This is a genomic window from Synechococcus sp. RS9909 (assembly GCF_014279595.1).
Taxonomy (GTDB): Bacteria; Cyanobacteriota; Cyanobacteriia; order PCC-6307; family Cyanobiaceae; genus Synechococcus_C.
This window is the reverse complement of the sequence record NZ_CP047943.1, coordinates 2,111,267-2,135,594: the sequence shown is the minus strand read 5'-3', so window position 1 is coordinate 2,135,594 and position 24,328 is coordinate 2,111,267. Positions and strand designations below refer to the sequence as shown.

Below are 24,328 nucleotides of genomic sequence, written 5' to 3'. Positions count from 1 at the left end.
AGCCCTTCTTTCGCAACGTCTGTCTCCTTACTCCGATCCGATCGCGCTCATGACCTCCACCCCCTCCAAATCCCGCAAGTCCTCCAGCAAGGCCGCCAAGGCGAAAGCTGCAGCTGCCACGACCAGCTCGCCAGCACTGGCGAAAACGCCGCCGCCCTTCCGCAATCGGGTGGTGGATAAGAAGGGGTTGAAGCAGCTCGTGGCCTGGGCTTACAAAACCCATGGCACCGCTGCCACGGCCGCCATGGCCGACCAGCTGAAGGATCTGGGCTTTCGTTATGCCACGCAGGCTGCCGTTTCGATTTCGGTGGATGACCTCAAGGTCCCCGAAGCGAAGCAGGATCTGCTCGGCCAGGCGGAAGAACTGATCACGGCCACGGAGGAGTCGTATCGCCTCGGTGAGATCACGGAGGTGGAGCGTCACACCAAGGTGATCGACACCTGGACCGAGACCAATGAGCGTCTGGTGGATGCGGTCAAAAAGAACTTCAACCAAAACGACCCGCTCAACTCGGTCTGGATGATGGCCAACTCCGGTGCCCGCGGAAATATGTCGCAGGTGCGTCAGCTGGTGGGCATGCGCGGTCTGATGGCCAATCCGCAGGGGGAGATCATCGACCTGCCGATCCGCACCAATTTCCGTGAGGGACTCACGGTCACCGAGTACGTGATCTCGTCTTACGGGGCACGGAAAGGCCTGGTGGATACGGCTCTTCGCACCGCTGATTCCGGTTACCTCACCCGTCGACTGGTGGACGTCGCCCAGGACGTGATTGTCCGGGAAGACGACTGTGGCACCACCCGATCGATTCTGGTGAAGGCTGAAGATGGCCGTTTCGGCAGCCGTCTGGTCGGTCGTCTCACTGCCGCTCAGGTGGTGGGTGCGAATGGTGAAGTGCTCGCTGAACGTGATGCTGAAATCGATCCGCCGCTGTCCAAGCGTTTTGAGGCGGCCGGTGTGGTGGCCGTGAGTGTGCGGTCGCCCCTCACCTGTGAGGCCAATCGTTCGGTCTGCCGTAAGTGTTACGGCTGGGCACTGGCCCACAACGAGCTGGTGGATCTCGGTGAAGCCGTTGGCATCATTGCCGCCCAATCCATCGGTGAGCCGGGAACCCAGCTCACGATGCGCACCTTCCACACCGGCGGTGTGTCCACCGCTGAAACCGGTGTGGTGCGTTCCACCCTTGAAGGCACGGTGGAGTTCGGTCCTAAGGCCAGGCTGCGCCCCTACCGCACCCCCCATGGCGTCAATGCCCAGCAGGCCGAGGTGGATTTCACGCTCACGATCAAGCCCAGTGGTGGTAAGGGCAAAGCACAGAAAATCGAAGTCACCAATGGTTCGCTGCTGTTCGTTGATCACGGTCAGGACATTCCTGCTGACGTGACGGTGGCTCAGATCGCCGCTGGTGCGGTGAAGAAGAGTGTGGAGAAAGCCACCAAGGATGTGATCTGCGATCTCGCCGGTCAGGTGCGCTACGAGAAGGTGATTCAGCCGAAAGAGGTCACGGATCGCCAGGGCAACATCACGCGCAAGGCCCAGAGGCTGGGACGCCTCTGGGTACTGGCTGGTGATGTCTACAACCTGCCTCCCAATGCCCGTCCGGTTGTGGAGGTTCGTGCCCAGGTGACCGAGGGGCAGGTGTTGGCCGAAGCAAGCCAGGCCAGTGAATATGGCGGTGATGTGCGCTTGCGCGACTCCCTCGGTGATTCACGCGAGGTGCAGATCGTCACCACGGCGATGACGCTCAAGGATTTCAAGCTGCTGGGCGAATCCACCCATGCCGGTGAAATCTGGCATCTGGAGGCCAAAGACGGCACCCGTTATCGCCTGAACACGATCCCCGGCAGCAAGATCGGCCATGGTGAGGTCGTCGCTGAGCTGGCAGACGATCGCTTCCGCACGCAGACGGGCGGTCTGGTGCGCTTTGCGCCCGGCCTGGCCATCAAGAAAGCGCGTTCCGCCAAAAACGGTTACGAGGTGAACAAGGGGGGCACCCTGCTCTGGATTCCTCAGGAAACCCACGAGATCAACAAGGACATCTCCCTGTTGATGATCGAAGACGGTCAGTGGATCGAAGCCGGTACCGAGGTGGTGAAGGACATCTTCAGCCAGACCGCCGGCATTGTGACGGTGACGCAGAAGAATGACATTCTGCGCGAGATCATCGTGCGCAGTGGCAGTTTCCACCTCTGCTCCGACAAAAAAGCGCTGGAGCGTTTTGAGGGTGACGGTGTGATGGTGAACCCCGGTGAGACGATTGCCAAAGGCATCAGCAGTGATGCCATGGTCTTTGTTCAGACCGTGGAAACTCCAGAGGGCAAGGGGCTGCTGCTGCGGCCCGTTGAGGAATACACCATTCCCAATGAAGCGCACTTGCCCGAGTTGTCCCATGTGAAGCAACCCAAGGGCCCCCACCTGGGGGTGAAAGCCTCTCAGCGCCTGGCGTTCAAGGACGGAGAACTCGTGAAGTCGGTGGAGGGCGTGGAGCTGCTCCGCACCCAGTTGATGCTGGAAACCTTCGACACCACGCCGCAGATGACGGTGGATGTGGAAGCCGTTCCCGACAAGCGGGCCAAGACGATCGAGCGTCTCCAGCTGGTGATTCTGGAGAGCATCCTGGTGCGGCGTGACACCATCTCCGACTCCAGCCACGGCTCGACGCACACCGAGCTGCAGGTGGAGGACGGGCAGTCGATCAAAGCCAACGATGTGGTGGCCACCACCCAGATTCTCTGCAAACAGCAGGGTGTGGTGCAGATGCCCGAAGAGTTGGATGGTGAACCGGTGCGTCGTTTGATCGTGGAGCGGGAGGAGGACACGGTCAGCCTCAGCACCACTGGCACGCCCACCGTCACCGTGGGGCAGCGCATCGTCGACGGTGATGAGATCAGCGCCGGTCAGGCCGCTGGTTGCTGTGGTGAGGTGGAGGCTGTGGAGGGCCAGTCTGTGACCCTGCGCCTGGGGCGTCCTTACATGATCTCGCCCGATTCGGTGCTGCACGTTCGCGACGGTGATCTTGTCCAACGGGGCGACGGCCTTGCCCTGCTGGTGTTTGAACGTCAGAAGACCGGCGACATCGTGCAGGGTCTGCCCCGGATTGAGGAGTTGCTGGAGGCGCGGCGTCCGCGCGAATCAGCGATTCTCTGCAAGAAGCCCGGCACGGTGGAGATCAAGCAGGGGGAAGACGATGAATCCACCACCGTCACGGTGATCGAAGCCGACGATGCTGTGGCGGAATATCCGATTCTTCTCGGTCGCAATGTGATGGTGAGCGACGGCCAGCAGGTCTCGGCCGGTGAGTTGCTCACCGATGGTCCGATCAATCCCCACGAATTGCTCGAGTGCTTCTTTGAGGATTTGCGTAGTCGCAAGCCTTTGATGGATGCGGCACAGGAGGCGATTGCCAATCTTCAGCACCGACTGGTGACCGAAGTGCAAAACGTCTACAAATCTCAGGGTGTGTCGATTGACGACAAACACATTGAAGTGATCGTGCGGCAGATGACCAGCAAGGTGCGTGTCGAAGATGCCGGTGACACCACCCTGCTGCCGGGCGAGCTGATTGAACTGCGCCAGGTGGAAGACACCAATCAGGCGATGGCGATCACCGGTGGCGCTCCGGCCGAGTTCACCCCGGTGCTGCTCGGTATCACCAAGGCCTCCCTCAACACCGACAGCTTCATCTCTGCCGCCTCCTTCCAGGAGACCACCCGGGTGCTCACGGAAGCGGCCATCGAGGGCAAGAGTGACTGGCTGCGCGGTCTCAAGGAGAACGTGATCATCGGCCGCCTGATTCCTGCCGGCACGGGTTTCAGTGGCTTTGAAGAGGAGTTGCGCGCCGAGGCCGGCCCCCATCCCGACATCCTCTCGGAAGATCCGGCCGGCTATCGCCGGATGCAAAACCTGCGCCCGGATTACACCGTGGAGATGCCGGCCGCATCCACCACCAATGCTGCTGCGGTCCTCGACGATCCCAGCGATGAAGATCTGGAAGCGACCCGAAGCCGCCACGGTATCGATGCCTCCAGTAATTTCGCCGCCTTCGCTCGCCCCGCCGGCGATGAGGAGTTGGCTGAGGAACAGGTGGTGGATGCGGAAGCGGTGGAAGGTCTGCAGGAAGAGGGGCTGCTCAGTGATGAGTGAGCCGCTCTCCTGCGGCGCTCACATCAGAGCTCCTGCCCCGTCCAGACTGGTGGTCGCGCCGCTGATCAGCCATGCTTGAGCCTTCACGAAGCCCGATGCGGCGTCTGCCCCGTTACGGCTTTCACGGTCACACCGAGAAATTGAACGGTCGGCTTGCCATGCTCGGGTTCATTGCCCTTGTGGCTGTGGAGTTCAAGCTTGGGCATGGATTGCTGATCTGGTGACTGTTCCGGTGCGGCCTGAGACCCTGCTCGGACGCAGTGCTGAGGAACTCGAGCAGTGGGCCGTTGCCCAGGGGCAGCCCGCCTTTCGCGGTCGGCAATTGCATGACTGGCTCTATGCCAAGGGAGCCGAGACTCTCGCTGCCATCACCGTGCTGCCCAAGGCTTGGCGTCTCGCCCTCGAGGCGCAGGGGGTCAGGATCGGTCGACTGCAGGAGCAGGACCGGCGTGTGGCGGCGGATGCCACCACCAAGCTGCTGTTGCAGACCGATGATGGTGAATTGATCGAGACAGTCGGCATTCCCACCGACCAGCGACTCACGGTCTGTGTCTCCAGCCAGGTCGGCTGTCCGATGGCCTGTCGGTTCTGCGCCACCGGCCAGGGTGGGTTGCAGCGTTCCCTGGCGACCCATGAAATTGTCGACCAGGTGCTCAGTGTTCGTGCGGTCATGGATCGCCGCCCTTCCCACGTGGTGTTCATGGGGATGGGCGAGCCCTTGCTCAATATCGACGCGGTGTTGGGGGCGATCCGTTGTCTGCACAACGATCTCGGCATCGGGCAGCGCCGCATCACCGTGAGCACGGTGGGGGTGCCCCGCACCCTGCCCCAGCTCGCCGAATTAGCGATGGCTCGCCTTGGCCGGGCCCAGTTCACGCTGGCGGTCAGCTTGCATGCCCCCAATCAGGCCCTGCGGGAGGAACTCATTCCCACCGCCCATGCCTATCCCTACGATGACCTGCTGCAGGACTGTCGCCATTACCTGGAGCTGACCGGGCGCCGGGTCAGTTTTGAATACATTCTCCTCGGCGGTCTTAATGACGCTCCAACGCATGCCGAAGAGCTGGCCGACCGGGTCGGTGGATTTCAGAGCCACGTCAATCTGATCGCCTACAACCCGATTGAGGAGGGAGCCTTTCAACGCCCCTCAGCGGAACGCATCAATGGGTTTCGGCGGGTCCTGGAGCGCCGCGGCGTCGCCGTCAGCCTTCGGGCCAGCCGCGGGCTTGATCAGGACGCCGCCTGCGGCCAACTCCGCCGGCGCTCGCTCTGAGCGGGGTTCAGGTGTCATCCCGATCGGGATCGAAGGCTCCCCGTGGCAATCGCTCTCGCCAGGGCGCCACGACCGTGAGCAGCAGCAGCGAGGGCACGGCGGCCGCGACCGTGAGGCCGAAAAAGCTGCTCCACCCCACCTGGGAGGCGATCAGGCCTCCGGGAGTCGACAGAACGGAGCGACTGAGGGCATAGATCCCGGAGAGCAGGGCGTACTGGGCTGCTGAAAAGCGCGGGTTGCACAGACTCATCAGCAGAGCCAGGAAGGCGCTCACCACCATGCCGCTGCAGAAGTTCTCCACGCTCACGGCAACCAACAGACCTTGGAAGCCCCCCCCGAAGCGGGCCAGAGCCCAGTAAGCCAGATTGCTGAAGGCGCCGATCACGCCATACACCCAGAGTGCTCGGTTGAGGCCAAGCCTGGAGAACCAGGCGCCGCCCACCGCCGTGCCGGCCATGGCAGCACCGATCCCCCAGCCCCCCTGAACGGCCCCGATCGTTTCGGGCGCGAAGCCGCTCTGGATCAGAAAGGGCACCGCCATCAGCCCCAGCAGTCCATCGGGCCAGCGATAGAGCATCACCAGCACCAGGATCTGGAGGGCCCGTCGTGGTCCGGTGCGGCCGAGAAATTCACGGGCTGGCCCGAGCACGGCTTCACGCAGGTTGGGCACGGGATGGTGAATCGCCTGCAACCGAGGTGCCAGCACGGTGATCGGAGCGATCATCAGCATCAGAAGGCCGGCGGTGGCGAAGGCAGCCTGCCAGCCGAAACGGCCGGCGATCAGGAATCCTCCGGCGCCGATGAACAACATCGCACCGCGATATCCGAGCGTCGCCGCCGCGGCTCCTCCTCCCCGTTCCGCCTGGGGCAGAAGATCGGTGCGATAGGCATCCAGCACCACATCCTGGGAGGCGCTGAGGATGGCGACCCCCAGGGCTGTGAGCCCGATCGTCAACACGACCGCCTGCGAGGCGCTTGGCTGCAGACGGGTGAAACTGAGGAGGCCGATCCCCAGGAGCACCTGAAGCAGGGCCATCCAGCCCCGCCGCCGGTCGGGCCAGGGAATCGCCCAGCGATCCATCAACGGGGCCCAGAACAGCTTCAGGGTGTAGGGCAACTCCGTCAGCCCGAGCAGGCCCACCATGGCAACGGGGACACCGCTGGCGGTCAGCCACCCCTGCAACAGGGTGCTGATCGACATCAGGGGCAGCCCACTGGCGAAGCCTTCCACCCCGACGGCCAGGATGCGGCGCCAGGCACCCGCCTGAAGTGCTTCGGAAGGGGGCCGTTCGCCAGTGCTGACGCTCATGCTGCTGCTCGCTGTCCGCGCAGAATGGTCGAAAACCTTGCCGCCATGTCCTTTTTTCGCACCACCCTGTTGCCCGTGCTGATCGTGGCCCTGTTTGCCGTAGCCCTTGTTGCCGTGAGCGCCCGCATCTGGCTCCCCGGCGACATGCTGGCTCCGGCCCCGGTCGGCTGAGATTACGATCACGGCATGGCTGAGCGACGCACTGCAGACGTTGATGACGGGTTGGTCAACCTGTCGATTGACCCCGATGTGTTGGCGCGTGAGTTGGCGGCGGAGCTCCTCGGGGACCCCCTCGATGACATTGCTGTCGAGGACCTTGAGGATGATGCGCTTCATATCGCCCGAGAATGCGATGAAGGCCTGCTCTGGCTTGCCCAGGGGCATGAGCAGCGACTCCAGGGTCTGAGGGTGTTCTGTGAACATCGGGATCCCCGCTCCGTTCCTCTGCTGTTGCCTTTGCTGCGTGAGGCCTGTCCGGTGGTGCGTATGAGTGCCGTGTACGCCCTGGGACGGAATCCCTCACCGCTGGCTGTGGCCTCATTGCTGCAGCTGTTGGAGGTCGACAGCAATGCCTATGTGCGCAAGGCCGCGGCCTGGAGCCTGGGGAACTACCCCGATGCTCCCGTCCTCAATCCCCTGATCCGTTCTCTGCAGGTGGATGTGGCCTCGGTGCGTCTGTGGGCCTCCGTGTCATTGGCGGAGGCGGGCATCACCTCACCCGCCAAGGCCGATCTGGCCGCAGGTCAGCTGCTCATCAGTCTGCGGATCGACAGCGAGCCGGTGGTGCGCAGCAACTGCATCTGGGCGCTCGGTCGACTGGTGGATCAATTGGTGGAACCGCGCCGAGCTGATGTGGTGGAAGCTTTGGTGAATGCCCTGCTTCATGATCAGGAGACGTCGGTGCGTGATGAGGCCCGGACGGCCCTGGAGCAGCTCGAGAACCCTGACATCCTCGATCGGCTGCAGACCCTGGTGGACGAAGGGTTGCTCTGAGCGAATCAGAAGAAGCCGGATGGCGTAGAAGCCGGCTCCTGTTACAGCTGAGCGTCAGCCCGGATTGAGTTTGCCTAGCATCCTGGCTGCCATGGTGATGGTGCATGCCCCAGCGCACACTCCGATTCCGGATCCATGCCGATGGTCGGGTCGAAGAGCGAGTCGAAGGAGTGGAGGGTGAGGCCTGTCTCGCTCTCACTGAACGCCTTGAAGCGGCACTGGGTTCGGTGGTGCGTCGTGAATCCACCCCTGAGGCCTACAGCACCAACGCCCAACAGATCCAAACCGTTCCTGTCGAGCACGTCTGATGTCCCATTTCAGCACCGTCAGAACCGAGCTCCGTCAGCGTGAACCGCTGATGGCTGCCCTGCGCGATCTTGGTTACGAGCCGGAATCCGGTTCCCGCCCCGTGCGCGGCTATCACGGCCAGACCATCGACGCTGACCTGGCCGTGACCCTGCAGGACGGCGGCGATCTCGGGTTCCGTTGGAATGCCGCGACCGGGGCCTATGAATTGGTCACGGACCTCGACCTCTGGCGCCAGCCCGTGCCGGTGGAGCGCTTCCTCTCCCGGCTCACCCAGCGGTATGCCCTCAACACCGTGCTGACGGCCAGTACAAATGAAGGCTTCACGGTGAGTGAACAGCGCAGCTGTCAGGACGGTTCCATCGAGCTGGTGGTGACCCGTTGGGACGCCTGAGCAGGCTTTCTCTCGGTGTCCTCTTCGATCGAACCATCGGCTGCCTACCGCGCCCCGGTCACTGCTCCTGAGTCACGCAACGGTCAGGAGCCGCTGCTGGGAGGAGCACTTCGGGAGAAAGCCGTTTGGGTGGATGAGGCCGCGTGTATCGGCTGCCGTTATTGCGCCCACGTGGCTGGCAATACGTTTGCAATTGAACCGCGGCTCGGACGTTCCCGCGCGATCCGGCAGGACGGCGACAGCACCGCCTGCATTCAGGAGGCGATCGACACCTGCCCGGTGGACTGCATTCACTGGGTCGCCTTTGAGGAGCTTGATGCGCTCAAGGCTCGCCTCGATGCTATGGAGCTGCTGCCGATGGGGCTTCCTTCGCTGGCGCGCCCGAAGCGTCAACGGCCCCGAGCCTCATGAGCAATACCGTGCGGTGCCACGCTCTGCCCACCCGCCGTTTCGGCAGGACGGAGCTACCGATGCCGATCCTTTCCTTGGGAGGTATGCGCTTTCAGCAGAGCTGGACCGATCTCGCCGCTGATGCGATCACGCATGCGTCGCAGCAACAGCTGGAGGCCACCCTGCGCCGCGCCGTGGCCTGCGGCTTTCACCATGTGGAAACCGCGCGCCATTACGGCAGCTCCGAGCGCCAGCTGGGCTGGGCGCTGCCTCAGGTGCCTGATGCGCAACGGATTCTGCAGACCAAGATTCCCCCCGGGAACGATGCGGCGGCTTTCGAGCAGGAGCTCAGCCTCAGCGTGGAACGACTGGGCGGGGCCCGGATCGATCTTCTGGCCATTCATGGCATCAACCGGCCGGACCATCTGGAACAGACCCTGCGCCCCGGCGGCTGCCTGGAGGTGGTGCGGCGTTGGCAACAGCTTGGCCGGGTGGGCCATGTCGGGTTCTCCACCCATGGACCCACTGATCTGATCGTCGAGGCGATTCGCAGTGATGCCTTCGACTATGTGAATTTGCATTGGTATTACATCCGCCAGGACAACGAGCCGGCGATCGAGGCGGCAGCGCAGCACGACATGGGGGTGTTCATCATCAGCCCCACCGACAAAGGCGGGCATCTGCACACGCCATCGCCCCGTCTTCAGGCGTTGTGTGAGCCCCTGCATCCGATCGTGTTCAACGATCTGTTCTGCCTGCGAGATCCCCGCGTCCACACGATCAGCATTGGCGCCGCCTGCCCCGGCGATCTCGACCTCCATCTGGAGGCGGTGGATCGGCTCGATCAGGTGGATCAGCTGCTGCCCCCGGTGGAGCGGCGCCTGGAGGATGCCGCCAGGCAGGCCCTCGGATCCGCCTGGCTGGAGAGCTGGCATCGGGGCCTGCCGTCCTGGGATCAGACGCCTGGAGGTATCAATGTGCCAGTGCTGCTCTGGCTGCATGGGCTGGTGGAGGCCTGGGGGCTGGAGGGCTATGCCCGCGCCCGCTATGGCCTCCTCGGCCAAGGCAGCCATTGGTTCCCTGGTGCCAATGCTGATCCGCTCGATCAGAACGTGTCGGAGGCGGAGCTGCTCGCTGCGGTTGGCGCCAGCCCCTGGGCGAGGCAGATTCCCTCCATCTTGCGGTCTCTACGGACCCGGGTGGGTGGTGTCGTGAGCGAGAGGCTGTCCAGCGCCTGAACACCGCCGCACCATCGCCTTTCGGTTTGTCAGTCCGCTGAGGTGCCCAGGGGCAGCTTGGCAGGGATCCCGACGGCGCGGGGGTAGGTGGCTGGACAGGTCGCCAGCGGACGCAGCCGCAACAGGTGGCGCGGTCCTTTGTCAGCTGGAAGGTCCCGTTGTTGACAGGCCAGCAGACTGGCGTTGAGCGGCTGCAGGGCGTTGCCGAGTAGGTGTGCATCGGCTGCGCTCCAGCGACCGCGATAGAGCAGCGCTTCGCCGTCCTTCTGCAGCAGAGGCACCAGATATTCCGCCACCACGGGGGCGGAGGCGACGGCCCGCGCCATCGCCCGATCGAAGCGGCCGCGGCAGGCGGGGTCCTGGCCCGTGCGCTCAATCCGTTCGGTTCGCACCTGCACCCGATCAGCCAGACCAAGGCTGTCGGCCATGGCCATCACTGCGGCGGTCTTGCGACCGACGGAATCGACCAGGGTGAGCCGGGCCCCGGGCAGGGCGATCGCCACCGCCAGGCCGGGAAAGCCACCGCCGGTTCCCACATCGATGCAGCGGAGCGGCGTCTGCGGGGCCTGAAGTTCGTTGAGCAGGGGCCAGAGACTATCGAGCACCTGGGCCACCCAGAAATCAGCCCCCTCCACCAGGCGGGTGAGATTGACCCGTTGATTCCAGCTGCGCAGTTCCTCCTGCAAGGTGACGAACTGCTCCAGCTGCCAGGTCGACGGCGTCCAGCCGAGGGCTTGCCACAGATCGGGACCGGGACCGTCAAAACGGGACGGTGTCGCCATGGCGTTCCGTACGGCGGTTCTCCCTAGGATGCCTGCCGGTGGAAGGCTCTGAGCCGGGCGTGGCAGACAACCGGACCCTGTACGACGTGTTGGCCGTGCCTCCAGAGGCCGATCCCGATGCTTTGCGCCGTGCGTTTCGCCGCCGCAGCAAGGCGCTGCACCCCGACACCACCGCCTTACCACAGGAGCAGGCGGCACAGGAGTTTCAGCGACTCTGTGAGGCCTACGCCCAGCTGGCCGATCCGGTGCAGCGCCGCCGTTACGACGCGGGTCTGCAGGCAACGGTCAGCGTGGCTCCCGTGTCGCCTCCCGATGCTGTCTCTGCCGATTCCGGCTGGGGGAGCGTCGGCGTGCGCCGCCCGCTCTCGGGAGGGGAATGGTTGTCGATTGTGATGCTGGTGGCGGCTCTGTTGCTTTGTCTGCTGCTCGGTGTGGGCGGTGCCTGGCTTCGGGGTGTGGAACTTCAGGTGGCGCCCAGTTGGCTGCAGCAGGAGCAGACTTGGGATCAGTTCGAACCGCTTTCCCGACGTGATGACCGCCCTGCCGCCGGGCCAGACCCCTCTGAATCAGCATTCTCTGCGCTCTCTGGAGCTCTGGTTGGAGAGCCTGGGGGCCAGCCGCAGCGGTGACGATCCCTGCGTGTGGAGTTGGCATCAGCCGGAGTGGTCGGCGGAGATTCGTCTGGAGCAGGAGGATCTCTGCGTCAGTTGGCAGGCTTCTGGCCACAGCTCACAGCGAACCTTCCCCTACGGATTGCCCCGTTTGGATGTGGAGGCGGCGATGCGAGCCGGTCCCTGATCGGGGCGTCATGATGGGGGCGTTGATCGGGCCGATCGTCATGGCCGCAACCACCACCTCTCCGCGCCTGTCCAAGCGGTTCATCACGCCCGCCCTCGGACGGCGGGATGTTTTTGCTGAAGGCCTCTGGCCCTCGATCAAGGTGCGGCTGGAAATGGCCGGTTGGTCACCGTCTCAGATCGACCAGATCCATGAGCAGCTGCGCCAGGGCTGGACGCTGCCGATGGCGGTGCGCCACGTGGCCATGCGCCATGGGTCCTGTCCACTGCGGTCCAGGCCTCTGGGTTGAGCGCTTCAGCGGCAGACTTCGCTCCTGTCTTCGGAGCTGGTCGACAGTGGCCCACAGTTGAACCAGCGGACCAGTCCGACCTCCACGTCGGTGAACAGCACCAGGATGCCACCGCAGAGAAGGATCACGGCCACGGTGGCCCAGGTCTGGCGGCTGGTCATGGCAGAGGGTGCTGTCAGAGCAGAAGTCGCTCGAACTTAGGCCCCAGCTCCTGCCGTTGCCATGTGTCCTGCAGGCTGGCGGCATCGAGAGGATCAAGTCTTGACATCTGGGCCAACACCGGAACACCGCCGAACTGTTCCAGGGTGCGGGGGTTGTCGGCATGCAGCGGGCCGTTGAGGAACAGGCCCAGCACCGGGATGGAGCGTCGCTTCAGCGCTTCCAGGCTCAGGAGTGTGTGATTGAGCGTGCCGAGGCCGCTGCGCGCCACCAGCACCACCGGCAGGTGCCACCGTTCCAGCTGATCGATCTGCAGCCAGTGGCGATTGAGGGGCACGTGCAGTCCCCCGGCGGTCTCGATCACCAGGGGGTGGCCGTTCGTCTCGGGTGGCACGAGGCGGTCCGGATCGATCATCTGCGCCTCCATCTCGGCAGCCCAGTGGGGCGAGACGGCTGCTTGAAAGGCATAGGCCTCCGGCAGCTGCCGTTCCATCGGCAGCTGGAGCACAGCCGTCAGCCAGGCGCGATCCCCCCCCTGCTCCAGGCCGCTCTGCACCGGTTTCCAATACCAGGCCCCCAGCCCCTGCACCAGCAGCGCGCTCACCACGGTTTTGCCTACATCGGTGTCGGTGCCGCACACCACCAGCCGGGGTGCACCGCGGGGGCGCTCGCTCATCGCTGCAGCAGCAGGATCTGAATCATCCAGGTCAGTCTGACCTGTCCGTCGGACTCCGGGGCGGGCCAGTGACGGCCCAGCTGTCGCCAGGCACGCACCCCCAGCGGTTCCACCGGGGTGCTGCCGGCGCCAACGCGGCGCATCGGTCGCAGCAGGGCGGCCACGCTGCGGGCCTGTGTGGTGAAGCGATGCAGGGACCGGTGCCGCACGGCTCTGGCCGGGACAGCTTCGAGCAGGCTGGTGGCGGTTGGCAGAGGTAGGGCGGTGCAGCTCTGTCCGGCTGCCCTGGCTGCCTGATGCCACTGCCGGAAGCTGCCGTTCACCGGCAGGGCGAGGGCGAGCCAGCCGGCAGGGGCGAGCGCCTCATACCACTGCTGCATGCGCAGGCAGGGATCGTCGAGCCAGTGCAGGCAGAAGCTGGAGGCCAGCACCTGGGGACGATCAGGCCAGGGTGGCAGCCCTTGTTGCAGGTCCCACCTCTGCGTGTCATGCCGCTGGCTCTGGCGCGCCAGCATCGCTTCGCTGCCATCGAGGCGGCCAACGGACTGGCCCGGATGCAAGGTTTCGAGGGCATCGGCCAGCATCCCCGTCCCCGCCCCGAGATCCAGCCAGTGTCCACGTGGCAACGGTCGGCGGCGGCAGAGGCCGGCCAGACGCCAGGCCACGGCCCGTTGCAGTCCGGCATGCTCGACGTAATGGGGCGCAGCCCGGTCAAAACGCTGCAGCACCTGGTGTCGCCAGGGGTTCTCCCCGGGGGAGAGCTCCATCACGTCGTCGGCCCCGGCGCCGGCGACGCGTCCAGCCAGTGCTGCACCCGAACCAGCAGGTCGGGCACCAGCAGAGCGTGGCCCGCATCGTGCAATGTCCAGTGCTCGGGGGGGCGATCGAGATGGTCCTGAAGTTGCTCGAGCAGCTCCAGACGGGCCTCCGGCGCCACAATCGCATCATCGGCTGCGTCCACCACCAGCACCCGAGCCGTCCGGGGGAAGCCCGCCGGTAAGCCGCTGGTGTGCAGCAGCCGCTGCAGGTCCTGATCGAGGCGTCGCCGCCCGTTTGGGGTGAGCCCTGTCTGCCATGGCCCTGGCGGCAGGGCCGACGCCGGGGCGGGCAGGGCCGCACGCGCCAGAAAGCGTTCGAGCATGGCCCGCTCCCCATCGCTCCCCAGGGCGTTGTGCATCCCCATCAGGGCGGAGCGCAGCGCGCGACCGGCGGCGCCGGCTGGCACGAAGCGGCCGAAACTGGTGAGCAACACCACATCCGTGGCGCTGCCGAGAACCTCCGCCTCCACGAGATGGGGGCCCAGGGAGTGGCCGATCACCACCCGCCGCGCGGCTGTGCATCCAGTCGTCTCCTGCCAGCGGGGCCGGACGGGGTGGAAGGCTCCATAGCCCCGTTCGCCGCTCTGCCATTGCCAGCCATGGTGCTCGAAATGGCGTTGCCAGGGCTGCCAGGCGGAGCTGTCGCCGCTCCAGCCGTGCATGGCGATGACCTGGTTGTGCGCTGGATCAGCCACACGCAAGCGCCTTCAGCAGGATCTCCAATGTCTCATCGCTCTGGTGGCGATGCAGCACCAGGCGCAGCCGTGCCGTTCCCTCCGGCACGGTGGGGGGGCGGATCGCCACTGTGAGCAGCCCGGCCTGCTCCAACTGCGCCTGGAGATCGAGGGCTGCCTGGTCATCGCCCACCAGCAGCGGCAGGATCGGCCCCTGGCCGCCAGGGCGCTGCCAGCTGGCGCTCTGGAGCCGGTCGCGCCATTGCTCGCTCCGGGCCACCAGCTGGGCACCCCATTGAGGGTTTGCCTGGATCAGGCTGAGCGCCGCCAGGGCTGCCGCCGCCAGGGGCGGCGCCAGGGCCGTGGTGTAGCGGAAGGCGCCGCTGCTCTGCAGCAGCGCCTCGCCGAGGGCGCCATCACAGGCCAGAAAGGCACCCCCGCTGCCGAAGGCCTTGCCGAAGGTGCCGCTGAGCATCGTCACCTCGCGGAGGCCATGGGCCAGCCCTCGCCCTTCGGGGCCGAGCACGCCGAGGGCATGGGCCTCGTCCACCAGCAAGCGTGCTCCGTGCTGCTGGCAGAGATCCAGCATGGCCCCCAGGGGCGGGCTGGTGCCCTCCATGCTGAACAGGCTTTCGGTGACCACCAGGGGGGGATGCCCACGGTGGTGAGGTCCACAGGCCTGCAGCTGGCGCTCCAGGGCCTGGAGGTCGTTGTGCTCGAAGCGTTTCAGCCGGGCGCCGCTGGCGCGAACCCCCATCAGGAGGGAATGGTGAATCAGCCGGTCGGCCACCACGGTGGTGTGCCGGTCGGCCAGGGCGACGATGGCGGCCAGGTTGGCCTGGAAGCCACTGGGGAAGAGCAGGACCCGCTCCCGGCCGAGCCACTCGGCCATGGCCGATTCCAGGCGGGCATGCACCGGCCTGCTGCCGCTGATCAGCCGCGATCCTCCTGCGCCGACGCCGCTGCACGCCAGTTCGCTCTGGGCCGCGGCGATCAGGTTGGGGTCGCGGCTCAGGTTCAGATAGTCGTTGCTGGCCAGATCCACGAGCCCGGAGTCGCTGTCATGGCAGCCTTCAACCTGCAGCCGGCTGCTGCCGGGCGGGCTGCTGAAGCTTCGCAAGCGACGACGACGGGCCGGAGGGATCGACATGGCGACCAGTCTGGCGATCACCGCAGCCTGCAGGATGGCGTGGCGCTGCTGCCGAGCTCGTGTCGTCGTCCCCATCGCTGCCGTCGCTGGAGCGTTTCACCCTGTTGTTCCCGCTCTGGACCCTGCTGGCGGCCCTGCTGTCGCTGGCGGTGCCGGGCTTGTTCGCCTGGGTGACGGGGCCCGTGATCACCTGGGGCCTTGCTCTGATCATGCTCGGCATGGGGCTGGGGCTTGCCCCGGCTGACTTTCGCCGGGTGCTGGTTCGGCCCCGCTCCGCCTTGATCGGAGTGGCGTTGCAGTTTCTGGTGATGCCGTCGTTGGCGGCCCTGCTGGCCTGGGGCCTGCGCTTGGAACCCCCGCTGGCGGTGGGCCTGATCCTGGTGGGGTGTTGCCCCGGTGGCACGGCCAGCAACGTCGTGGCCTTGATCGCCAGGGCTGATGTGGCCCTTTCGGTGGTGATGACCAGCCTGAGCACGGGGCTGGCGGTGGTGCTGACGCCGTCGCTCACCAGCCTGCTGGCCGGGCGTTATGTGCCTGTGGAGGGCTGGACCCTGTTGATCAATGTGCTGCAGGTGGTGCTGGTGCCGGTGGCACTCGGTGTTGCCCTGCAGCAGGGGCAGCCGGGGCTGGCGCGGCGGATCGAACCGTTGATGCCGCCGATTGCCGTGGTCGCCATCGCCTTGATCGTGGCCGGGATCCTGGCCGGCCAGCGCCAGGCGTTGCTCAGTCAGGGCATGCTGTTGCTTCTGGCCACAGTGCTGCTCCATGCCGGCGGCTTCGCCTTGGGGCTCTTGGTTCCGGCCCTGCTGGGAGACGGGGCGTCGTCACGTCGCACGATCAGCCTGGAGGTGGGGATGCAGAACTCTGGGCTGGCGGTGGTGTTGGCCCGGGCTGGTGGATTCGCCAGTCCGCTCACGGCCCTGCCCGGGGCGATCTCCGCGGTGGTGCATTCCCTGCTCGGCAGTGCCCTGGCGGCCTGGTGGCGGCGGCGTCCCTAGGATCGCGCCTATGGCCGAGATCGACACCCTGGCTGCTGAGCCCGCAAGCGTGGGGTCGCCGGATCCGGCGCAGATTTTCCCCTTCCCCCTGGACGGGTTCCAGCTGGAGGCCATCGAGGCCCTCAATCAGGGCCATTCCGTGGTGGTGAGTGCACCGACGGGATCGGGCAAGACCTTGGTGGGGGAATACGCCATCTATCGGGCGATCGCGCATCGCCAGAAGGTGTTCTACACCACGCCGCTCAAGGCGTTATCCAATCAGAAACTGCGCGATTTCCGCGCCCAGTTCGGGGCGGAGAACGTGGGTCTGATGACCGGTGACCTCAGCGTCAACCGGGAGGCCTCCATCGTGGTGATGACCACTGAGATCTTCCGCAACATGCTCTACGCCGAGGCGGATGCGCATCGCGATCCGCTGGCGGATGTGGAGGCGGTGGTGCTCGATGAATGCCACTACATGAACGACTCCCAGCGGGGCACGGTCTGGGAGGAGTCGATCATTCACTGCCCGCCTTCGGTGCAATTGGTGGCCCTCTCAGCCACGGTGGCCAATGCCGGGCAACTCACCGACTGGATCGAGCGGGTGCATGGCCCCACCCGGCTTGTTCTGAGTGATCATCGGCCCGTTCCGCTGCAGTTCAGTTTCTGCAGTGCCAAGGGTCTGCACCCGCTGCTGAACGATCAGGGCACCGGTCTCCATCCCAACTGCAAGGTCTGGCGTGCTCCGAAGGGGAGCAAACGCAAAGGCCGCTCCCCCAAGCCACCCCAGCCCGAGCCACCACCGATCAGTTTCGTGGTCGCCCAGATGGCCGAACGGGACATGCTTCCAGCCATCTATTTCATTTTCAGCCGGCGCGGTTGTGACAAGGCGGTTCGCGATCTCGGTGCGCAATGCCTCGTGAATGAGAACGAACAGGCGAGGATCCGCGAGCGCTTCAAGGCCTACGCCAGCGCCAATCCGGAGGCGGTGCGTGATGGGGTGCATGCCGATGCTCTCCTGCGCGGCATCGCCGCGCACCATGCCGGCGTGCTTCCCGCCTGGAAGGAGCTGATCGAGGAACTTTTCCAGGAGGGGTTGGTGAAGGTGGTGTTTGCCACGGAAACCCTGGCGGCCGGCATCAACATGCCGGCTCGCAGCACCGTGATCGCGGCGTTGTCCAAGCGCACCGAGCGGGGCCATCGGCCGCTGATGGCGAGTGAGTTTCTGCAGATGGCCGGTCGCGCCGGTCGGCGAGGTCTCGATTCCCAGGGCTATGTGGTGACGGTGCAGAGCCGGTTTGAGGGGGTGCGTGAGGCCGGGCAGCTGGCCACCAGCCCCTCCGATCCGCTCGTGAGTCAGTTCACCCCGAGTTACGGCATGGTGCTGAATCTGCTGCAGCGCCACGATCTGGCGAAGGCGCGGGAGCTGGTGGAGCGCAGTTTCGGCCGCTACCTCGCCAGCCTCGATCTGGTTGAAGAAGAAGAGATCCTCACCCAGCTGCGCCTCCAGCTCGGTCAGCTGCAGGGCACGGCGGGTGATGTGCCCTGGGAAGACTTCGAGGAGTACGAGAAACGCCGGGGTCGCTTGCGTGAGGAGCGTCGACTGCTCAGGATCCTGCAGCAACAGGCGGAAGAAACCCTTGCCCACGAGCTCACGCTGGCGCTGCAGTTCGCCAGTGTCGGCACCCTGGTGAGCCTCAAGGCGCCCCAGCTTCGGGGGGTGGTCACGCCCGCGGTCATCGTCGAGAAATGCGATGGCCCCGGTCAGTTCCCCCTGCTGCTGTGCCTCACCGACGACAACGCCTGGCTGTTGCTGCCCTGCCAGGCTGTGGTGAGCCTGCATGCGGAACTGAGCTGCCTTCAGGTGGAGGGGGTGAATCCACCGGAGCTGCGCCGAGCCGGTGAGCTGCGGCATGGTGATCAGCAGAGCGGTGGGTTGGCCCTGGCGGTGGGGCATATGGCCCAGCGCCACGACATGACCACACCCCAGTACGACCTGGCCGGTGAGGTGCTCACCCAGGCGCGTCTGGTGCAGGAGCTGGAGGCTGATCTGGAGGCCCATCCGGCCCATCGCTGGGGTGATCGCCGTCAGTTGAAGAAGCACCGGCGCCGCATGGAGGAACTGGAGCTGGAAATCCGTGAGCGACAGCAGATGCTTCACCACCGGGCCAACCGGCACTGGGAGACCTTCCTGGCCTTGATTGAGATCCTGCAGCACTTCGGCTGCCTGGATGATCTGGAGCCCACCGAGATCGGGCGGACCGTGGCGGCCCTGCGCGGTGACAACGAGCTCTGGTTGGGGCTGGCGCTGATGAGTGGGCACCTGGATGAGCTGCAGCCAGCGGAACTGGCGGCGGTGTTCGAGGCGATCAGCACGGAGGTGAACCGTCCCGATCTCTGGAGCGGTTTTCCGCCGCCGCCGCGGGCTGAGGAGGCTCTGCATGACCTGATGGGGATCCGCCGTGAGCTCTTGCGGGCCCAGGAGCGGGCCCAGGTGGTGATGCCCGCTTGGTGGGAACCGGAGCTGATGGGATTGGTGGAGGCCTGGGCGAGCGGCACGGCCTGGAACGATCTGATTGCCAACACCTCCCTGGATGAGGGGGATGTGGTGCGGATCATGCGGCGCACGGTGGATCTGCTCGCCCAGGTGCCCTACTGCGAGGCGATCAGTGAGCAGCTGCGGCGCCATGCCCGCCAGGCGTTGAAAGCGATCAACCGCTTCCCGGTGGCGGAAGCCGAGGATCTGCTCAAGGCGGCGGCTGCGGAGGCGGGCGGCCTGAATCCGGCGACGGAACGGGCCGCCTGACGGGTCATCCGTGTGGCACGGTCATCGCCGCCGGATCCACGATCCGGTCAAAATCCTCAGCGCTGACGTAGCCCAGCTCCAGGGCAGCATCGCGCAGGCTCGTGCCCTGCTCATGGGCATATTTGGCGATGGCACTGGCTTTGTCGTAGCCGATCACCGGCGCCAGGGGTGTCACGAGCATGAGCGACTGCTCGACGTCGCGCTGAATGCGGCTGCGGTTCGGTTCCATCCCTTCCACCATCGCCACCCGGAAGCAGCGGCAGGCATCCGTGAGCAGGGTGATCGCCTGGAGCAGATTGAAGCCGATCAGCGGTTTGTACACGTTCATCTGCAGGTGCCCACCGGCTCCCGCCATGGCCACAGCGGCATCGAGGCCGATCACCTGCGTGCACACCATCGCCATCGCCTCGCACTGGGTGGGATTCACCTTGCCGGGCATGATCGAGCTGCCGGGTTCATTTTCCGGCAGATGGAGTTCGGCCAGGCCGGCGCGGGGGCCGCAGGCCAGCAAGCGGATGTCGTTGGCGATCTTCAGCAGTGTCACCGCCAGCAGCCGAAGCTGGCTCATGGCATGCACCAGGCCGTCATGGCTGGCCATCACGGCGAATTTGTTTGGCGCTGAGCGGAAGGGCAGGCCGGTGAGGCGTGCAAGCTCGGCGGCGGCCTGCTCCGCAAAGCCATCGGGTGCGTTCAGGCCTGTGCCAACGGCCGTGCCGCCAAGGGGCAGAGACAGCACTTCGGAGAGGCAGGCATCGATCCGCTCGGTCGCCGTGCCGATCTGGTCGCGCCAGGCGGACACTTCCTGGCCCAGGGTGAGTGGCACCGCGTCCTGCAGGTGGGTGCGGCCGATTTTCACAATCCCGTTCCAGGCTTCGGCTTTCTTGGTCAAGGCCTCCTCCAGCCTTTGCAGTTCAGGTACTAAGCGGCGGCTGATCCCTGCGGCGGTTGCAACGTGGATGGCGGCCGGGAAGGCGTCATTGGTCGATTGGGAACGATTGACGTGATCATTCGGGTGCACCGGCCTGTGGCTCCCCAGGGGCTCGCCAGCGGAGAGGGCCGCGAGATTGCTGATCACCTCATTGAGGTTCATGTTGGTCTGGGTGCCACTGCCGGTCTGCCAGACCCGTAAGGGGAAGTGCGCGTCGTGCTGGCCTTCGGCCACCGCCGCCGCCGCCTCCACAATCAGAGTGCAGCGCTCCTGATCGAGAACGCCCAGGCGGGTGTTCACCACGGCGGCCACCTGTTTGATCCGGGCCAGGGCGTGGATCAGTTCCAGGGGGACGGTGTCCTGGCTGATGGCGAAATTCTGGAGCGAGCGTTGGGTCTGAGCGCCCCAGAGCGCCTCAGCTGGCACCTCCACAGGGCCCATGCTGTCATGATCGGTCCGGATTGCATGCGTCATCGCTTCGGGTTGCTCCTCAGCACCAGCGTGATGATCAACAGCAGGCCGCTCAGGCTGATGACCACGTAGATCCAGTCGGCGTAGGGGGTCCAGAACATCGCCTTGTGCGACTCAAAGGCCGAGACGATCCCAGATGACGCCGAGATTGGCCTGATGGAGGTCGGTGCTGAAACAGTCGGCTAGCTGCTCGGCGCTGAGTTTGCCGGTCACTTCCGGATCCGCCGCCAGGTTGGCGCGGAAGTCACCGCCGTTGCTGTTCCAGGCGCTGTGGGCGTTGCGTTGGACCACCCGATAGGCATCCTCCCGGCTCATGCCGGCATCCACCAGGCCCAGCAACACGCGCTGGCTGAACACCACACCGCCATACACGTTCATGTTGCGGCGCATGTTGTCGGGGTAGACCCCGAGGCCAGCCACAACGGCGGTCATTTCCCGCAGCATGAAGTGCAGGGTCGCCGAACAGTCGGGAAGCATCATCCGCTCGGTGGAGCTGTGGCTGATGTCACGCTCGTGCCAGAGCGCCACGTTCTCGAGGGCTGCCACCACATAACTGCGCAGCACCCGGGCCAGGCCGCTGATGCGTTCACTGCGGATCGGGTTGCGTTTGTGGGGCATGGCCGAGCTGCCCTTCTGGCCTTTGGCAAAGCTTTCCTCCACCTCCAGCACGTCGGTGCGCTGCAGGTTGCGGATTTCGGTGGCGAAGCGATCGAGAGATGCGCCCACCAACGCCAGGGTCTGCACATAGTCGGCGTGACGATCACGGGAGATCACCTGGGTGCTGGCGGTGTCTGGGCTGAGGCCGAGGCGCTCGCAGGTGAGGCGCTCCACCTCGGGATCGGTGTTGGCGTAGGTGCCCATCGCGCCGCTGATCTGGCCGACGGCCACATCCCGCTCCAGCCGCTCGAGGCGCTCGGCGTTGCGCCGCGTCTCCGCGAGCCAACCGGCCAGCTTGAAGCCGAAGGTGATCGGTTCGCCGTGGATGGCGTGGGAGCGGCCGATCATCACGGTGTCCTTGTGCTCGGCAGCCAGCGCGGCAATGGCCTGATCCAGTGCCGACAGCTCCTTGCGCAGCAGGGCGACGGAGGCCTTGAGCTGCAGCGCCAGACCGGTGTCGAGCACGTCGCTGCTGGTCATCCCTACGTGGATGTAACGGCCCGCATCCCCCACGTGTTCATTGACGTTGGTGAGGAAGGCGATCACGTCGTGACGCACTTCCGCTTCGATGGCGAGGATCCGCTCGGGCTCGAAACGCGCTTTGGCGCGAATCTCCTCCATGGCTGTCTCGGGAACGCGACCGAGGCTGCAATTGGCTTCGCAGGCGGCGACTTCCACGTCGAGCCAGCTTTGATACTTGGCCCTGTCCGTCCAGAGCTCGCCCATCTCGGGCAGGGTGTAGCGCTCGATCAAGGGCCAGCGCGTGGCAACAACCCAACCAATGTATGGCGTGGCTGTGACGTCAGGCCGAGGTGAGGCGGTTGTGCTCCACCTCCCATTGCACATGGTGTCCCCAGGCCTGCTGGCGCACCCAGCACCGCCCTCCCCGGCAGTGGATCACCTGAAAAGGGGGGAGATCCTTGGGATGGTTGTCGAGAGTCACGAACGTGCCTGGAGCGAGCAGCTCGAGAACGGGTGTGGCGTCCTGGTTCGGCACGCTCTGAAGATGGGGGCAATGGGCCGAGCGACGACGCTGGTTGGATCGGGGTGGCTGTTGAGCGGACACGTCCCTGCGGGCGGCTTGGACTGATCTTCCCGGTGGTTCCTGCTGCGCTGGGGGGAACCTCTGGTTTTGTTCGGTTTTCCCCTCTGCTTTTATGACGAAATGGCCCGTAAACACCGCCTGGATTTGCATCTGCTGACGCTGGGGCTGGTGCCGTCCCGTCAGCAGGCCCAGCAGTTGATCCGTGCCGGTCGGGTGCGGGATGGCCGCGGTCAGCTGCTCGATAAACCAGGTCAGGACGTGCCGATGGATCTGGAGGTGCAGGTCGAGCAGCCACCACGCTTTGTCTCCCGCGGTGGGGAGAAGCTTCTGGCTGCCCTCCAAGCCTTTCCTCTGAAGCTCGAGGGTCGGATCTGCCTTGATGGCGGCATCTCCACCGGTGGCTTCACCGATTGCCTCCTTCAACATGGGGCTGCTCGGGTCTATGGCATTGATGTGGGCTACGGGCAGACGGCCTGGAGCCTGCGCACCGACGATCGCGTGATCCTGCGGGAACGCACCAACCTCAGGCGACTGACGCCGGAGGAGCTGTTTGAAGCAGCGGATCTGCGACCGACCCTGGCGGTTGCGGATGTGTCGTTCATTTCACTCGGTCTGGTGCTGCCGGCATTACGCGGCCTGCTGCAAGCTGAAGGCGCCGAGGCTGTGGTGTTGGTGAAACCGCAGTTTGAAGTGGGGCGCGAGCGGGTCGGCAAAGGGGGTGTTGTGCGTGATCCTGACGCCCATGTTGTGGCTTTGCAGGGGGTGATCGCAGCAGCGGAGCCACTGGGTTGGAGCCCCCACGGTCTGGTGGCCTCCCCGATCACGGGCCCCGCCGGAAACCATGAATATCTGCTCTGGTTGGCTGAAGGGAAGCCCCAGACTCCCCTTCAGCTTCAGGCCATCGAGACGCTCGTGCGCACGACGCTGGCTGGATAACGGTTGACGATCAGAGAGCGGAGCCGTCGCGATCGCCGGTGCGAATGCGCACCACGGTGTCGATCGGCGAGATGAAAATCTTTCCGTCGCCGATTTCACCGGTTTTGGCGGCTTCAGCAATGGCAGTCACCACGGTGTCAACCCTGGCATCGTCAATGACAACTTCAACCTTCAGCTTCTGGAGAAACTCAACGGTGAATTCCGAGCCGCGATAGCGCTCCACCTGGCCTTTCTGACGGCCGAAGCCACGCACTTCGCTCACGGTCATGCCCACGATTCCGGCGTTGACCAGGGCCAGTTTCACGTCCTCCAGCTTGAAAGGGCGGATGATCGCCTCAACTTTTTTCATGTGATGTCAGATGGGGTGGCGTTCAGTCACGGGCAGTGTGTCAGATCCGTTTGGTTGCCGTAAGGGCCGGAAGCTGACTCACTTGCAGACCTGCGGCAATGGCGTCGTGACGCAGGGCTTCCGCGTCGGCGGAGGGGAGAGTGACCAGCCCATCGGCGAGAAGATCCCAGTGCTCCGCTTCAAAATGGGTCTGGAGCCAGAGCATGCCGTGAACGGTCCCCGGGCGCAGGCGGATCGAAGGGCTGGAGCTGTAAAGGCAAAGATCCATGAAAAGACCCGGGCAATGAGTCCATTACGGCGCTTCGCCCGGGTCTGAGTTGTGCTTTTTGCAACCGAATCAGGAGTTGACCTGGTTCTGGGCCTCAGCCTGGCGGTGCTCGTAGGTGGTGCCGCGATAGTGCAGCTCAATGCCGGTTTCGGCAGCGGCGGCGTCGTGACGCAGGGGGGCGTCATAGTGCTGGCCGCGGTAGGTGTGATCCACCGCCTGCTTGCTGGGTTGCTCGTGCTGGCTGGCGTCGTAGGCGACGCCGCGGTAGGTGCGTTGTTGAACAGTCATGGTGGGAGCCTCGAAGGGTTGGAAAGTCCCCGATGGGTCGGGGCCGCTTCGATGGAAGGAGCGTTGCTTCGCCTTGCGGAGGGGCTACTTCCGGCTGAACGACAGATGCGGAGCACCCATCAAGCTCAACGTTTTGTCCTTCAATGCATTTCTACCCTATCGATGCTGTTCATGGTGAACAGTTTGCCTGTTTGTTTGTGAAAAGTTTGT

The 24,328-nt window shown here is 65.0% G+C and carries 29 protein-coding genes and 1 riboswitch; of the genes, 15 read left to right on the top strand and 14 right to left on the bottom strand.

The window, feature by feature from the left end; all coding sequences use genetic code 11:
* The first annotated feature begins 49 nt into the window (after positions 1–49).
* The 3 genes from SynRS9909_RS11360 (at position 50) to rlmN (ending at position 5,417) form a co-directional block, all read left to right on the top strand.
* Positions 50–4,144, top strand: a complete 4,095-nt coding sequence (locus SynRS9909_RS11360; protein ID WP_007101595.1) for a DNA-directed RNA polymerase subunit beta' — start codon at positions 50–52, stop codon at positions 4,142–4,144.
* Positions 4,145–4,215: 71 nt separating this feature from the next.
* Positions 4,216–4,368 (top strand): high light inducible protein, encoded by a 153-nt coding sequence (locus tag SynRS9909_RS11355; RefSeq protein WP_038001099.1) that lies wholly within the window; start codon positions 4,216–4,218, stop codon positions 4,366–4,368.
* Entirely contained in the window at positions 4,365–5,417 is a 1,053-nt protein-coding gene (rlmN, locus tag SynRS9909_RS11350; protein WP_007101597.1) for a 23S rRNA (adenine(2503)-C(2))-methyltransferase RlmN, read from the top strand. Before SynRS9909_RS11355 ends, rlmN begins: the two co-directional genes overlap by 4 nt.
* A gap of 7 nt (positions 5,418–5,424) precedes the next feature.
* Here the strand turns inward: rlmN and SynRS9909_RS11345 are convergent, their stop codons facing one another.
* Positions 5,425–6,726, bottom strand: coding sequence for an MFS transporter (locus SynRS9909_RS11345; RefSeq protein WP_007101598.1), 1,302 nt, complete (start codon positions 6,724–6,726; stop codon positions 5,425–5,427).
* 45 nt (positions 6,727–6,771) lie between these two features.
* Here SynRS9909_RS11345 and SynRS9909_RS14070 point away from each other — a divergent pair, with 45 nt between their 5' ends.
* From SynRS9909_RS14070 to SynRS9909_RS11320, 6 genes are all read left to right on the top strand, one after another.
* Positions 6,772–6,897: a hypothetical protein gene (locus SynRS9909_RS14070; protein WP_255479150.1), complete on the top strand. Its 126-nt coding sequence runs from the start codon at positions 6,772–6,774 to the stop codon at positions 6,895–6,897.
* Between the two features lie 15 nt (positions 6,898–6,912).
* Positions 6,913–7,719, top strand: coding sequence for a HEAT repeat domain-containing protein (locus SynRS9909_RS11340; RefSeq protein ID WP_007101600.1), 807 nt, complete (start codon positions 6,913–6,915; stop codon positions 7,717–7,719).
* A 104-nt stretch (positions 7,720–7,823) separates the two neighbouring features.
* Entirely contained in the window at positions 7,824–8,027 is a 204-nt protein-coding gene (locus tag SynRS9909_RS11335) for a DUF2997 domain-containing protein (protein ID WP_007101601.1), read from the top strand.
* Entirely contained in the window at positions 8,027–8,419 is a 393-nt protein-coding gene (locus SynRS9909_RS11330; RefSeq protein WP_007101602.1) for a DUF1257 domain-containing protein, read from the top strand. Before SynRS9909_RS11335 ends, SynRS9909_RS11330 begins: the two co-directional genes overlap by 1 nt.
* Positions 8,420–8,434: 15 nt before the next feature.
* On the top strand, positions 8,435–8,830 hold the full coding sequence (locus SynRS9909_RS11325; RefSeq protein WP_038001101.1) for a ferredoxin: 396 nt from the start codon (positions 8,435–8,437) through the stop codon (positions 8,828–8,830).
* Positions 8,827–10,047, top strand: a complete 1,221-nt coding sequence (locus SynRS9909_RS11320) for an aldo/keto reductase (RefSeq protein ID WP_038001103.1) — start codon at positions 8,827–8,829, stop codon at positions 10,045–10,047. Before SynRS9909_RS11325 ends, SynRS9909_RS11320 begins: the two co-directional genes overlap by 4 nt.
* A gap of 29 nt (positions 10,048–10,076) precedes the next feature.
* Here the strand turns inward: SynRS9909_RS11320 and rsmG are convergent, their stop codons facing one another.
* Positions 10,077–10,829, bottom strand: a complete 753-nt coding sequence (rsmG, locus tag SynRS9909_RS11315; protein WP_007101605.1) for a 16S rRNA (guanine(527)-N(7))-methyltransferase RsmG — start codon at positions 10,827–10,829, stop codon at positions 10,077–10,079.
* Between the two features lie 59 nt (positions 10,830–10,888).
* On the opposite strand from rsmG, the gene SynRS9909_RS11310 reads away from it, so the two are divergent.
* Genes SynRS9909_RS11310 through SynRS9909_RS11300 form a run of 3 tightly spaced genes read left to right on the top strand, consistent with a single transcriptional unit; the run spans position 10,889 to position 11,916 of the window.
* The gene (locus SynRS9909_RS11310; RefSeq protein ID WP_116431396.1) at positions 10,889–11,458 is read left to right on the top strand and encodes a J domain-containing protein; all 570 of its coding nucleotides are present in this window, start codon (positions 10,889–10,891) and stop codon (positions 11,456–11,458) included.
* Positions 11,427–11,627: a DUF3143 domain-containing protein gene (locus SynRS9909_RS11305; RefSeq protein WP_007101607.1), complete on the top strand. Its 201-nt coding sequence runs from the start codon at positions 11,427–11,429 to the stop codon at positions 11,625–11,627. The genes SynRS9909_RS11310 and SynRS9909_RS11305 overlap by 32 nt, the downstream gene beginning before the upstream one ends.
* A 40-nt stretch (positions 11,628–11,667) precedes the next feature.
* A complete protein-coding gene (locus SynRS9909_RS11300) occupies positions 11,668–11,916 on the top strand; it encodes a hypothetical protein (protein ID WP_038001855.1) in 249 nt (82 codons plus the stop codon).
* 5 nt (positions 11,917–11,921) lie between these two features.
* Here SynRS9909_RS11300 and SynRS9909_RS11295 read toward each other — a convergent pair whose 3' ends face one another.
* From SynRS9909_RS11295 to SynRS9909_RS11275, 5 genes are read right to left on the bottom strand one after another with little or no spacing between them, the layout of a single operon-like run.
* Positions 11,922–12,077, bottom strand: coding sequence for a hypothetical protein (locus tag SynRS9909_RS11295; RefSeq protein WP_007101609.1), 156 nt, complete (start codon positions 12,075–12,077; stop codon positions 11,922–11,924).
* Positions 12,078–12,091: 14 nt separating this feature from the next.
* Complete coding sequence (bioD, locus tag SynRS9909_RS11290; protein ID WP_007101610.1) at positions 12,092–12,751, bottom strand: dethiobiotin synthase; 660 nt, start codon at positions 12,749–12,751, stop codon at positions 12,092–12,094.
* Positions 12,748–13,518 carry a methyltransferase domain-containing protein gene (locus SynRS9909_RS11285; protein WP_007101611.1) on the bottom strand — a complete coding sequence of 257 codons (771 nt, stop codon included), beginning with the start codon at positions 13,516–13,518 and terminating at the stop codon, positions 12,748–12,750. Before SynRS9909_RS11285 ends, bioD begins: the two co-directional genes overlap by 4 nt.
* Positions 13,518–14,264: an alpha/beta hydrolase gene (locus SynRS9909_RS11280; RefSeq protein WP_007101612.1), complete on the bottom strand. Its 747-nt coding sequence runs from the start codon at positions 14,262–14,264 to the stop codon at positions 13,518–13,520. The genes SynRS9909_RS11285 and SynRS9909_RS11280 overlap by 1 nt, the downstream gene beginning before the upstream one ends.
* A complete protein-coding gene (locus SynRS9909_RS11275; protein ID WP_038001105.1) occupies positions 14,257–15,393 on the bottom strand; it encodes an 8-amino-7-oxononanoate synthase in 1,137 nt (378 codons plus the stop codon). Before SynRS9909_RS11275 ends, SynRS9909_RS11280 begins: the two co-directional genes overlap by 8 nt.
* Positions 15,394–15,452: 59 nt before the next feature.
* On the opposite strand from SynRS9909_RS11275, the gene SynRS9909_RS11270 reads away from it, so the two are divergent.
* Together SynRS9909_RS11270 and SynRS9909_RS11265 are read left to right on the top strand one after the other, a co-directional pair.
* A complete protein-coding gene (locus SynRS9909_RS11270; RefSeq protein ID WP_007101614.1) occupies positions 15,453–16,391 on the top strand; it encodes a bile acid:sodium symporter family protein in 939 nt (312 codons plus the stop codon).
* A 10-nt stretch (positions 16,392–16,401) separates the two neighbouring features.
* A complete protein-coding gene (locus tag SynRS9909_RS11265; RefSeq protein ID WP_007101615.1) occupies positions 16,402–19,176 on the top strand; it encodes an RNA helicase in 2,775 nt (924 codons plus the stop codon).
* A gap of 4 nt (positions 19,177–19,180) precedes the next feature.
* Here SynRS9909_RS11265 and fumC read toward each other — a convergent pair whose 3' ends face one another.
* The 4 genes from fumC to SynRS9909_RS11245 are packed head-to-tail and all read right to left on the bottom strand — an operon-like array spanning position 19,181 to position 22,298.
* Positions 19,181–20,578 carry a class II fumarate hydratase gene (gene fumC, locus SynRS9909_RS11260; protein ID WP_007101616.1) on the bottom strand — a complete coding sequence of 466 codons (1,398 nt, stop codon included), beginning with the start codon at positions 20,576–20,578 and terminating at the stop codon, positions 19,181–19,183.
* A complete protein-coding gene (locus SynRS9909_RS11255) occupies positions 20,575–20,676 on the bottom strand; it encodes a hypothetical protein (protein ID WP_007101617.1) in 102 nt (33 codons plus the stop codon). The genes fumC and SynRS9909_RS11255 overlap by 4 nt, the downstream gene beginning before the upstream one ends.
* Positions 20,677–20,689: 13 nt before the next feature.
* On the bottom strand, positions 20,690–21,985 hold the full coding sequence (gene purB / locus SynRS9909_RS11250; protein WP_007101618.1) for an adenylosuccinate lyase: 1,296 nt from the start codon (positions 21,983–21,985) through the stop codon (positions 20,690–20,692).
* 49 nt (positions 21,986–22,034) lie between these two features.
* Entirely contained in the window at positions 22,035–22,298 is a 264-nt protein-coding gene (locus SynRS9909_RS11245; RefSeq protein ID WP_240307838.1) for a hypothetical protein, read from the bottom strand.
* 99 nt (positions 22,299–22,397) lie between these two features.
* Here SynRS9909_RS11245 and SynRS9909_RS11240 point away from each other — a divergent pair, with 99 nt between their 5' ends.
* Complete coding sequence (locus SynRS9909_RS11240; RefSeq protein WP_186593724.1) at positions 22,398–23,213, top strand: TlyA family RNA methyltransferase; 816 nt, start codon at positions 22,398–22,400, stop codon at positions 23,211–23,213.
* A 10-nt stretch (positions 23,214–23,223) separates the two neighbouring features.
* Here SynRS9909_RS11240 and SynRS9909_RS11235 read toward each other — a convergent pair whose 3' ends face one another.
* The 3 genes from SynRS9909_RS11235 to SynRS9909_RS11225 form a co-directional block, all read right to left on the bottom strand.
* Positions 23,224–23,562: a P-II family nitrogen regulator gene (locus SynRS9909_RS11235; RefSeq protein WP_007101622.1), complete on the bottom strand. Its 339-nt coding sequence runs from the start codon at positions 23,560–23,562 to the stop codon at positions 23,224–23,226.
* A 40-nt stretch (positions 23,563–23,602) separates the two neighbouring features.
* Positions 23,603–23,830: a hypothetical protein gene (locus tag SynRS9909_RS11230; RefSeq protein WP_038001109.1), complete on the bottom strand. Its 228-nt coding sequence runs from the start codon at positions 23,828–23,830 to the stop codon at positions 23,603–23,605.
* Between the two features lie 69 nt (positions 23,831–23,899).
* A complete protein-coding gene (locus SynRS9909_RS11225; RefSeq protein WP_007101624.1) occupies positions 23,900–24,118 on the bottom strand; it encodes a DUF4278 domain-containing protein in 219 nt (72 codons plus the stop codon).
* Positions 24,119–24,175: 57 nt separating this feature from the next.
* A riboswitch (Glutamine riboswitch) is annotated at positions 24,176–24,251 on the bottom strand.
* Between the last annotated feature and the right edge of the window lie 77 nt (positions 24,252–24,328).